At 57.7% G+C, this 9,589-nt stretch carries 13 protein-coding genes and 2 pseudogenes; 9 read left to right on the top strand and 6 right to left on the bottom strand.

What is annotated here, in order from left to right; genetic code table 11:
- The first annotated feature begins 2 nt into the window (after nucleotides 1–2).
- Entirely contained in the window at nucleotides 3–179 is a 177-nt protein-coding gene (locus tag H7828_RS23045; RefSeq protein ID WP_226780788.1) for an integrase core domain-containing protein, read from the top strand.
- 28 nt (nucleotides 180–207) lie between these two features.
- Here the strand turns inward: H7828_RS23045 and H7828_RS22555 are convergent.
- Nucleotides 208–404, bottom strand: a pseudogene (locus H7828_RS22555) (IS5/IS1182 family transposase); the annotation flags it as partial.
- Between the two features lie 180 nt (nucleotides 405–584).
- Here H7828_RS22555 and H7828_RS22550 point away from each other — a divergent pair.
- Nucleotides 585–896, top strand: a complete 312-nt coding sequence (locus H7828_RS22550; RefSeq protein ID WP_226783307.1) for a hypothetical protein — start codon at nucleotides 585–587, stop codon at nucleotides 894–896.
- On the opposite strand, the gene trfA is transcribed toward H7828_RS22550, so the two are convergent.
- The gene (gene trfA / locus H7828_RS22545) at nucleotides 893–1,885 is read right to left on the bottom strand and encodes a plasmid replication initiator TrfA (RefSeq protein WP_226783306.1); all 993 of its coding nucleotides are present in this window, start codon (nucleotides 1,883–1,885) and stop codon (nucleotides 893–895) included. The genes H7828_RS22550 and trfA overlap by 4 nt on opposite strands.
- A 275-nt stretch (nucleotides 1,886–2,160) precedes the next feature.
- Nucleotides 2,161–3,705: a MobV family relaxase gene (mobV, locus tag H7828_RS22540; protein WP_226783305.1), complete on the bottom strand. Its 1,545-nt coding sequence runs from the start codon at nucleotides 3,703–3,705 to the stop codon at nucleotides 2,161–2,163.
- 214 nt (nucleotides 3,706–3,919) lie between these two features.
- On the opposite strand from mobV, the gene relB reads away from it, so the two are divergent.
- Nucleotides 3,920–4,213: a type II toxin-antitoxin system RelB family antitoxin gene (gene relB / locus H7828_RS22535; RefSeq protein ID WP_226783304.1), complete on the top strand. Its 294-nt coding sequence runs from the start codon at nucleotides 3,920–3,922 to the stop codon at nucleotides 4,211–4,213.
- A complete protein-coding gene (locus H7828_RS22530; RefSeq protein WP_226783303.1) occupies nucleotides 4,206–4,481 on the top strand; it encodes a type II toxin-antitoxin system RelE/ParE family toxin in 276 nt (91 codons plus the stop codon). Before relB ends, H7828_RS22530 begins: the two co-directional genes overlap by 8 nt.
- Nucleotides 4,482–4,824: 343 nt before the next feature.
- Here H7828_RS22530 and H7828_RS22525 read toward each other — a convergent pair whose 3' ends face one another.
- Nucleotides 4,825–5,355 carry a hypothetical protein gene (locus tag H7828_RS22525; protein ID WP_226783302.1) on the bottom strand — a complete coding sequence of 177 codons (531 nt, stop codon included), beginning with the start codon at nucleotides 5,353–5,355 and terminating at the stop codon, nucleotides 4,825–4,827.
- 108 nt (nucleotides 5,356–5,463) lie between these two features.
- Here H7828_RS22525 and H7828_RS22520 point away from each other — a divergent pair, with 108 nt between their 5' ends.
- The 5 genes from H7828_RS22520 to H7828_RS22500 all read left to right on the top strand — a co-directional run bounded on the left by H7828_RS22520 (nucleotide 5,464) and on the right by H7828_RS22500 (nucleotide 8,494).
- The gene (locus H7828_RS22520) at nucleotides 5,464–5,721 is read left to right on the top strand and encodes a helix-turn-helix domain-containing protein (RefSeq protein ID WP_226783301.1); all 258 of its coding nucleotides are present in this window, start codon (nucleotides 5,464–5,466) and stop codon (nucleotides 5,719–5,721) included.
- A 385-nt stretch (nucleotides 5,722–6,106) separates the two neighbouring features.
- Nucleotides 6,107–6,274, top strand: coding sequence for a hypothetical protein (locus tag H7828_RS22515; protein WP_226783300.1), 168 nt, complete (start codon nucleotides 6,107–6,109; stop codon nucleotides 6,272–6,274).
- Between the two features lie 45 nt (nucleotides 6,275–6,319).
- Nucleotides 6,320–6,625 (top strand): helix-turn-helix transcriptional regulator, encoded by a 306-nt coding sequence (locus tag H7828_RS22510; protein WP_226783299.1) that lies wholly within the window; start codon nucleotides 6,320–6,322, stop codon nucleotides 6,623–6,625.
- Nucleotides 6,622–7,512, top strand: a complete 891-nt coding sequence (locus tag H7828_RS22505) for a reverse transcriptase family protein (RefSeq protein WP_226783298.1) — start codon at nucleotides 6,622–6,624, stop codon at nucleotides 7,510–7,512. Before H7828_RS22510 ends, H7828_RS22505 begins: the two co-directional genes overlap by 4 nt.
- Nucleotides 7,513–7,531: 19 nt before the next feature.
- Nucleotides 7,532–8,494: a toll/interleukin-1 receptor domain-containing protein gene (locus H7828_RS22500; RefSeq protein WP_226783297.1), complete on the top strand. Its 963-nt coding sequence runs from the start codon at nucleotides 7,532–7,534 to the stop codon at nucleotides 8,492–8,494.
- Between the two features lie 12 nt (nucleotides 8,495–8,506).
- Here the strand turns inward: H7828_RS22500 and H7828_RS22495 are convergent, their stop codons facing one another.
- Together H7828_RS22495 and H7828_RS22490 are read right to left on the bottom strand one after the other, a co-directional pair.
- Nucleotides 8,507–9,412 carry a hypothetical protein gene (locus H7828_RS22495; protein WP_226783296.1) on the bottom strand — a complete coding sequence of 302 codons (906 nt, stop codon included), beginning with the start codon at nucleotides 9,410–9,412 and terminating at the stop codon, nucleotides 8,507–8,509.
- 63 nt (nucleotides 9,413–9,475) lie between these two features.
- A pseudogene (locus H7828_RS22490) lies at nucleotides 9,476–9,589 on the bottom strand (IS5/IS1182 family transposase); the annotation flags it as partial.

Raw genomic sequence — 9,589 nt, 5'->3', positions numbered from 1 at the left:
GCATGGTCGAGCGCTTCATTCGGACGCTCAAGGAGCAGTGCGTGCATCGCCACCGCTTCGAAAGCATCCAACATGCGATGCGCGTCATCGGTGACTGGATTGCCTTTTACAATAACCGCCGCCCTCACCAGGCGCTTGCCATGCGCACGCCTGCCGAGGCATTCAGATTAGCGGCTTAACCTGAGCAGATTCCGCTGGGTCAATACATAGGCTGCTCAACAAAGCCCGAGCGCCGATGTAGTCGCTGACTTGACCGGCGGTGACGAACAGGTTGAGAGGTCGACCATGGCTGTCGCAGATGGCATGTAGCTTCGTATTCATGCCGCCCTTCGTCCGACCAATCAGGCGTCCACGCCCCCCTTCTTAACGCCCAAACTGGTCGCTGTACGGTGCGCCTTCAGGTATACGCGCATCTTCCGCGACGGAGTGCTTCTGGCCGAATTGCCCGACATCGTCACTGGTGAGCATGAAGGCAAGACGGCATCTGTTACGGACAAGGCCATGAAGCAGGTGACTGGAGCCATTGAGAACGCTCGTGACTATGCGCAAGCTGTCATTCATGCCCTCACGAAGGAGAGGGCAGCATGAGCAAGTACGGATTTGGAGGCGGTATCGACCTCCCCAAGCCCTCAGATTCTTCCAAGACGCGGCCTAAGGTCGAACCGGGTTCTGTTGAGAAGGCTGTCGAGGCAGGGAAGTCCTTGGGCTTTGTTAGCCGGGAAGCCTCCACACGGTTGAAGCCTGGCCCGAAGCGCAAGGAACCTCAGGACAAGGTTTCAATTCCGGGGCCAAAACGTGTTGTCGATGATTTCCGGGCCTTCTGCCGGGACCGCGACCTCACGCTCTGGCAGGGCCTTGAGCTTTTGCTGTCGGACAAGAAAAATGGTTCTGGCTAAGGTCTTCCGCGTCTTTCGAAGACTTTCTTGCAGAACCCAATAAAGGCGGCGTTGGGGTTGCGCGGCGGTTCCGTCATCCACTCCCGCCATTCCTGTTCCAGGACATACACATCCCATCCCGGCGCGACAGACCGCGCGTCATGGTAGGCTTCCGGGTCGAGCCGGATGTGTGGGAGGGCAGGGAGAGCAGTTCCGGCTTGGTCGCTACGCCGGTTGGTAAAAACCACCATGCCGGCTTCCATCCGAACGGCATAATCTGGCATATGAGCATGTTGCCCATCCTGACGCACGATGTTCATGACCAAGCGGCGAAATTCCTTTTCGGTGGAGCTGGAACCGCATTTGGCCTGCATCTTTGCGAGTCCGATCTTCCATTCTTTCTTCGCCCCGCAGTGCTTGCGGGCGAGTTCGTAAATACGTCTTTCCAAGGGTTTGCGCAGACGAAAATAGTCCCGGTGCAGGGTCAACACTTCGCGATGTCGGATGGCGTTGAACACCCAATCAGAAAGCCTGATTTCTACTTCTTGCATCCGCCCGTCGCGTGTCTCACGAACAATTTTGAACCGGTCGATCAATCCGAAGCCATCGAACTCTTCTTTACCGCCCGTGATAAGGTTGGTCGTGATCACAGTTCCCTGAAGCCGTTCTAGGGCAGCCCTGAGCTGTTCATATCCCCGTCCGTCAGTACCACGATTCGTCGCCTTCAGCAGGTCATATGCCCTGAATCGTATGGTCGGACTGACCTCTCGTTCCTCGTTCAACGCCGCGATGCATTGACTGATACAATAGATCAGCACGTCACGGTCATGGACCGTTGCCAGCCCCTTCATTGAAGGGGTAACTTCAACGAAGTTTTGCCCGTTTTCGTACCGGCGGATGTGCCGATCCGGCTTCGTTGAAATTGAGAAGATCGGGTGCTCCATAGATGCCATATCACCCTTGGGTGCGGCATCGAAGATGTCACAGACAAAGAAGTCGGCCTGCTGCATCCGATCCGGTAGGAGCGGAGACCGTGAATTCGTGTTATCACCCACCATGTCGCCACATTCGTGCTTTCACACACCATGGTCAAGAGATTCGTGCTTTTACCCACCATTTTTCGTGTTATCACCCACCCACCTTCGTGCTTTTACACACCGTGATATCTGAAAGGTTCATTAAATTCAGGTGAATACCCCAGATCATCTAAGGCGTAACACTGAATCTAACACATATTTAACACCCTCGAAGATCACGCAGCCTGTGGATAAGTCGTCGCGCCTGATCAGTGCCGAAGCCCTGGATCCTGATGCTTCTGGCCATACTCCGCATCTACAAGCAGCTCGATGATGCCACGACGAACACCGGCATCGACATCAATGTCCCCATGATCGAAGTAGGCCAGCGCCAGGCTGAGCTGTTGCTGCTGAGAAAGATGGTCGCCGAGGACGTCTTCCAGCACTGTCTCGTCACCCTGCTTGAGGGCCGCCAGCTGATCCTCTGAAAGAGAGCCTTCGATTTCCGCACGGAACGCCAGTCGTTCGTCCCGGCTGCTGAAGGGAGGATTGATCTGATCCTGCGCCAGATGAGCAAGAACTTTCTGAATATGGGGGAAGGCGCGTGCCTCGATCGCGATGCGCACCGGGTCTTTCCGTTTCGCGACCTTGCCGTCCGCCATGGCGTCCAGTGTCAGGTCCAACGCTCGATCGAAACGGGCCTGCTCGTCGGTCATCGCCGTGCCTTCCGGCACGGCCCGGTCAAAAATTTCGGCGATCCTGTCGATCCGGTCCGGGGAACCGGCCGCATCCTTCAGAACGCCCAGGTCCCCGTCGAGGATTTTGATCTCCAGGTCGGCGTAAGATTCGAGAGCTGCATTCGCCTCGGCGCCCCTGTCCGCCATTTCCAGACTGGAAACCAACCGGGAGAGCGTTCCGCGCGCGTCGTCGAGCTGGGCCTTGTAGCTCTGCTTCAGCTCCTGAAGGGAGCGGATCATCGAATGTGCGGTATTCAGCTGCGCTTCCATGTCGAGCTTTTCTTCCCGCATCTTCATCTGGAAACCGCGGAGCGCGTCTGTGGCGGCCTCTGTCGCCCGCGCATGCCACTCTGCATCGCTTTCCTTTCCGCCGCGCAGGAGGGAGCCTCTGACGCGCTCAGGGAGGGCGACAGCGCCCTCTCCGGACATGTAGGCCCCATAGACCCGCTGCACGCGCTCGTGCCGCGCTGTGGAGCCCTTGATGCCGCGCCGAAGACCATGCTTCTCGCTGACCTTTTCCGCGAAGTCCGTCTGGAGGTCGGAGAGTGCCTTCTTGTTCCCCACGAACGACCGGCAGTTCAGCTTGCCCTTGTCATCGAGGGGGATGGTCATCACCGTCATGTGCGGCGTGGTCTCGTCGCGGTGGATCATGGCCGAGAGAATGTTTTCCTTTCCGTGCCGGTTCTCGATCCAGCTGAGCGCATCCCGGAAATAGGTGTCCTGTTCCTCCCTGGACATGGCCTTCATCTTCTCGGGCGAGCCGCCGATGAAGTATTCCAGACCGTGCACTGCGTTCGTCCTGATCTTCTCCGGAGCCCGTGCCTTCCACGCTGCCAGAACATCCTTGCTGTTGTCGCCACCGACCAGGATCGTGTTGTCCCTCGTCCTGTCCGGATCGGCATTCGGGGTCTCACGTTCCCGAAAGCTGTGCTGAAGGCTGGCCCCCATATTGCCGAGCGTCTTGATCTTCGCGGTTCGCATGATGCCGAAGGATTTCCCATCGGCTTGAAGGCCCTGCATGCTGCCCCGGACCCTGGACCAGCCTTCGTCAAGGAGCTTGCGGGGTTCTGCGGACATGGGAGCCTCCGGTTGAAGGAAGTGAGTATGTGTACTCACTAGACAATTTGATTCCGCGTCGCGCAACCAAATTGTCGTTCGCCCGCCAGAAGGCGGGGGAAACACATACTCACTTCCTTCAAGAGCACCGCCGAACGGCAAGCGGTTCATATCCATGTCGGACTTGCATGTATCGCAATTGAGATACATAATGGAAACCCAAGGAGGACACGCCATGCCCGCTCAAACCTCGATGCTTCACGTTCGCGTGGACGACCACCTCAAGGCAGAGGCCGCCGATGCGCTGGCCGGTGTCGGTCTGACCCTGTCCGATGCAGTGCGTATCCTGCTGACCCGCGTAGCAGCCGAAGGCGGTATGCCAGCCGGGCTGACCGCAGACCCGGAGGCATACGATGCCTGGTTCCGGGCCAAGGTGCAGGAGGCACTGGCCGATCCACGCCCGGCCACGCCGCATGACCAGGTGATGCGCGAAGCGCGCGCATTGATCGACGGGAAGCGCCGTGCCTGAACTCGAATGGAAGGCCCCGGCGGTCGCGGACCTGATGGCGATTGTCGATTACATCTCGGACGACAACCCGGATGCAGCTCTTGCCCTGATGGAGGAAATCCAGAGCAAGGTGGCGCAGCTCCCGGCACACCCGAAGCGCTGCCGTCCGGGCAGGGTCGAGGGTACACGGGAACTGGTGGTCCGGCCCAACTACATCGTGATCTATGCCGAAACCGTAGCGACAGTAACGGTGCTGCGCGTGCTTCACGCCGCGCAGATGTGGCCCTGAGAGAGCATTACCACACGAACGGTGCTTAGTTTTTGCACCCGTCCTTATCGCAGGTGATGGATTTGGTCGTATTCACCCAATGGGTGGGGTGCTCTCGGGTGTCAAAACCACAGCCAGTGGTTCCGCCCTTGCTTCCTTTGTGAACTTTCCCGTTCTGAACGATATGTTCGACAGCCATAATGAAATTCCTTTTTACTTAAGCCGGGCAAACTATCATGCCCTCGAAACTCTACTCCCAGTAGAGCACGCTCTGTCAAGTTTGCTGGGGCGGACAAAGAAGACCGAGCAGATGCCACCGCCAGCCCGGCCCTCCGATATTCGGAGGTCTCCGGTCCGGGCTGGCTCAGTCTTCTCCCCACAGCTCGTCCATGAAGGCCTTCTGGTCGAACTCGGAGTCAACCGGGCCGATTTTGTCGGCAGGTTTCCGGGCCGTCTTGCGGCGGGATGTCCTGAGCAAGGGCAGGGGGAGGTCGATCACCTCTGTCGGTTCATTGGGCATGTCAGGGCACCAGCCCCACGCAAACTGGCGATCCAGTTGGGACAAACCATCTTCGCCAAGCCACCTGAGATAGCCGATGGTCACCGCCCGCTGGCTGTCGGCAAGCTCTGGTCCCATGATGGAATGCCGGGTGTCCGATAGTCCGGGCAGGGGAGCCGCCTGCTGGTCCAGCTTGTTTGCTGCTAGGCTGCCTTCAAGCGTTAGGGCGATCCCCTCGAAATCTTTGCAAGGAAAGTTACGCATCTCGACACGAATGCGCTGAGGTTCTGCGAGCCCTTCGGCAATCAGATGCCGGGCGGTTTCGGTATCGACATAGCCCTGGATATTCAGTTGCGTCAGGGCCTCCCCTGTCTCGGTGAATTTGGTCAGGTTCATTGGATATCTCCTTGGGTCAGGGGGGAAACGCTGTTGCGCCTAATTATCCACTTTTTAGATAATCTGAAAAGCAGATTACCGCTTGCGCGCAGAGGGGTGCGCAGCGGCATGACAAAGACGATCAGAAGCACGGGTCACGCGGCCTTATGCGAGGCGCTGATTAACGCCCGGAAAGCGGCAGGCCTGACCCAGGCCGGAATGGCCGCGCGTCTTCGGTGTCATCAGTCCCTGGTTGCTCGGATCGAGAGCGGTGAGCGCCGGATCGATGTCATTGAACTGGTCGTGCTTGCCCGCGCGATCGGTGTTTCTCCGTCCGTGATCCTGGAGCAGGTCGCGGGGGTGACAGAGCCGGATCATCGTATCTGACATTCATCTTCCCGAAAATATCCTTCGGGGGAGCGCCGACCGGCGCGGGGGCAGACAGCCCCCTGATGTAGGCGTTATAAAAAATCGCCCATAGCGATCTTGTATCGCAAGAATGAGCCCCTATCTTACTGTTATCGGTATGCCGGGCTTTGGTCCGGTTCGGAATAAAATCGCTGTACTTAGGGTCGGTTCACCGATCCGTGGAGGGGCTAGTTCCCTCTGACGCCTACCCCCCCAAGCGGCCCCTGTGGCGGCGGCGGGGCGGCGGCCCCCCGGGCGACCCCGGGGGGCCAGCATAAGGGATAAGGACGGTCTCTCCGTTCCTCGCGCTGGTGGCGACACCCTTCCGCAATCCTGCGGCAGGGCCAGCAGAGGAGGCCATAACATGGCTTACGACACCGACGAGATCAGCCAGCGTGGGACACGCGGGACAAAACGGAAGCGCAAGCCGACGTGGAAGTCTCGCCTGTTAAAGGGCGCATTCTGGGTAGCCTGGGGGATGGAGAAACTCTTTGACCTCATCGAATGGCTGTCCCGGTTGTCCGGCGACTAACCGCGCGACCCTTAATGTTCGCATTTGGCGAAAGGAGGACCGAGAATGCTAGGTGAAGCACTGAGATTGATCCGGGTCTTCCATGACCTGAAACAAAACGAGTTGGCGGAACGTCTCGATATTTCTCAATCGCACCTTTCTGATATCGAACGATGCCGGAAAGTGCCAAGTCATGAAATCGTTGCACGATACGCCGAAGAGTTTGATCTGCCAGTCAGCTCGATCTGGTTTTTTGACGAGAAGCTGACAGAAGGCACGACGCCGGGCGCTATCGAGAAAGCGCGTGGGGTTGTCGCTGACAAGATACTTGATTTTCTTCGGATGATCGAGCGGAAGCGAGCGTCATCATGACGAAGCGTCGCGACAAGTCCTATGCCCTCGATCAATGTGCCCTCTATCGGTGCAGCACACGCAAAAAGTTGTTCAAACTATTACAGACCAGTTCCGAGAAGTTTGCTGAGTTGAAGGCCGCACCCGATCTCTATAAGCCTCTGCGCAAGAAGAAGAAAGACGGAACATTCCGTCCTGTCCTTGCACCACGGGGCGATCTGAAGCGTATTCAACGGCGGATCGGAGAGTTGCTGCTGCGGGTGAAAACTCCTGACTACCTGATGTCGCCAGTGCGCGGTCGCTCGAACATCGACAATGCCGCACGGCATCGCGGTGCAGCGGCGTTCCATCTTCTCGACATCGAAGATTTCTATCCGAGCTGCACGGCCAGCAAGGTAGCATGGTTCTTTGGCAAATATCTCGGGTGCCCTCCCGACGTAGTGAAGGTCCTCCTTGATCTCACAACGCTGAACGGGGTTCTGCCAGCCGGAAGCCCTGCCAGCCCATCGCTGGCCTTCTGGGCCTACGCTGACATGTGGGACGAGATTGATCAGCTGACCCGTGATGCCGGATGCCAGGTTAGCGTGTATGTCGATGACATAACAGTTTCTGGGCAAAGCGTTCCCGGGGTGCTGATCCATGCGATCAAGGAGCGGCTTGCCCACCATGGTCACAGCTTCAAAGCGTCAAAGGAAATCGGACAGATTAATGCGCCGGTCGTCGTGACGGGCGTCGTGGTGCGAGATCGAACGCTTCTCATGCCAAACGTCCAGCATCTGGAGCGTCATAAACTGAGGGCAGAGGTCGCGAAGCTGCCCGAAGGATACGAGAAGGCTCAGAAGATGGCCTCCCTAATAGGGCGTGAAGGCACCGAGCGACAAATCTTGGCGCGCAATGGTGTTCACTGATTTTCAATGATGGGTTTACATGACGACTGTTTTCTTTTCCTACAGCCACGCTGACGAGGCACTACGAGACCAGCTGGAACGCCAGCTCAGAATCCTTCAGCGTCAAGGCCTGATAGAGACCTGGCACGACCGCCGGATTGAGGCCGGGCAGGACTTCGCCGGTGAGATCGACGCGCACATTGAAGCCGATGAGATCATCCTGCTGCTGGTAAGCCCGGATTTTCTAAACTCTGACTATTGTTATGAGATCGAGATGACCCGTGCGCTGGAACGGCACAAGGCGGGAGAGGCCATCGTGATCCCGGTCATTCTGCGCGATTGCCTCTGGCATGGCGCACCCTTCGGCAAGCTGATGGCCACGCCAACGGACGGCCGCCCGGTCACGCAATGGCCGGACATCGACCATGCGTTCCGTCTCGTCGCCGAAGCCGTTCAGGCAGCAGCAAAACGCATAGGTAGTCCACAAGCGATCATCAGGCCATCAGTGGCACCCGCCATGCAAAACACGCAGTCAGTCAACAGATCGACACCGGATCAAGTGACCCGGTCAAGTAATCTGCGGGTGGCCAAAACGTTCACAGACCGTGATCGTGATGCTTTCCAGACCGAGGCGTTTGATTTCATGGCAAAATATTTCGAGAACTCGCTTTCTGAATTGTCTGTTCGCAATCCCGAAGTTGACGGGGCGTTCCGCAGGCTTGACGCAAATCGCTTCAGCGCGGTTGCCTACCATAACGGTCAGGCTGCGAGCCGCTGTACCGTATTCATGGGTGGGCGGCATATGGGGGGCATTGCTTACACTGCGACCGAAAATGCAGACACCAACGGGTTCAATGAGAACCTAACCGTCGAGGCCGATGAGCAAACCCTGTATCTGCGGAGCATGGGCATGGCGCATTTCGGCCAAGGGAAGAACCAAAAGCTGACATTTGAGGGTGCAGCGGAAACTTACTGGCAGATGTTCGTCAAGCCGCTCCAGTGACGGAATGTAGGATCATTTTGGCTGGACGATGACCATTTGCGTTTCGAACACTTGAGCTGCGATGTCGGCTGCATGCCGGAGAGTCGCCGCTTCACCGTCGAGTGGAATTGGTTCACGCGATACCGGGGGGGCGGGTTCCGGCGCACTTGCTGCGACCGGTTCATCTTCGAAAATGAACCTTCGGTCTGAAGTTTCGACCACCGAAACGTCTTCGCGATCTGATAGGGATGCGGCTTGGGGCGTCCGCGAGCTGCGGCGCAACTGGGCTTTCTCCCGTCCGCGCCGTTCAGCTTCACGCATATCTGCCACCAGCGACGGCAGGCGTTCTCCAAGTGGCTGATCATGCTCCTTAAGGAAACCGTTTAGCCTGTCTTGCAACCCCCGACTGGTTAGCACTTCTAGGGCGCGGGGTTCAGAACACAGCCATGTATTCGTGCCGTCGAATGCGACATGGTGCTGTGCGTCATCAAGCGGGCCTATGGTCCATGGTGCCACGAACAGCGAGCGCCGGGCGACATCCGCTCTGCTCCACGCCTGGTTGATCTCGTTTCTCCTATGGAAGCGGGGAGCCGCGTAGAAGACGAGGTTTGAGCCGTCATCCAACTCCAGCAGGAGCTCGTGTTGATCGGACGTCAATGCCTCTGTGATGGGAAAGCGGTAGTAGGGAACATTCAGTGTTCCGCCCGAGGCGACGACGGTCTGATGTTCCTTTGCCGTTCGGCGCACCATGCAGTGTGATCGTTTGAATTGCAGGAACAGCGGGACGCCCGGCCTGTCGAGCTTCACGTCGTAACCACCTCCTGCTTTGCCCTCCTCAATCAGGCTTGGGAAGACGGGCGCAGCCGATAGGGCTACCCACCCGACGAGTTCATTTGTGAGAGCAAATCCGTAGGAAAATTCGGAAATTTCAGGTTTCATCTTTTAGTCGCCGTTACGAGTAACCTCAAATATCGCCTAAAACGGCGACCCTAGGGTCAGGACTCATAGCCAATAGATGACGGTTGCGGCGAGTGCGATTGCCGAAAGGAAGACCTTTGGGCATCTGTCGTATCGGGTTGCTACGCGTCGCCAGTCCTTGAGCCTACCAAACATGAT

Source organism: Oceaniglobus trochenteri, assembly GCF_020529025.1.
Classification (GTDB): domain Bacteria; phylum Pseudomonadota; class Alphaproteobacteria; order Rhodobacterales; family Rhodobacteraceae; genus Oceaniglobus; species Oceaniglobus trochenteri.
The sequence above is the reverse complement of the archived record's forward strand: the minus strand, read 5'-3'. Positions and strand labels throughout refer to the sequence as shown.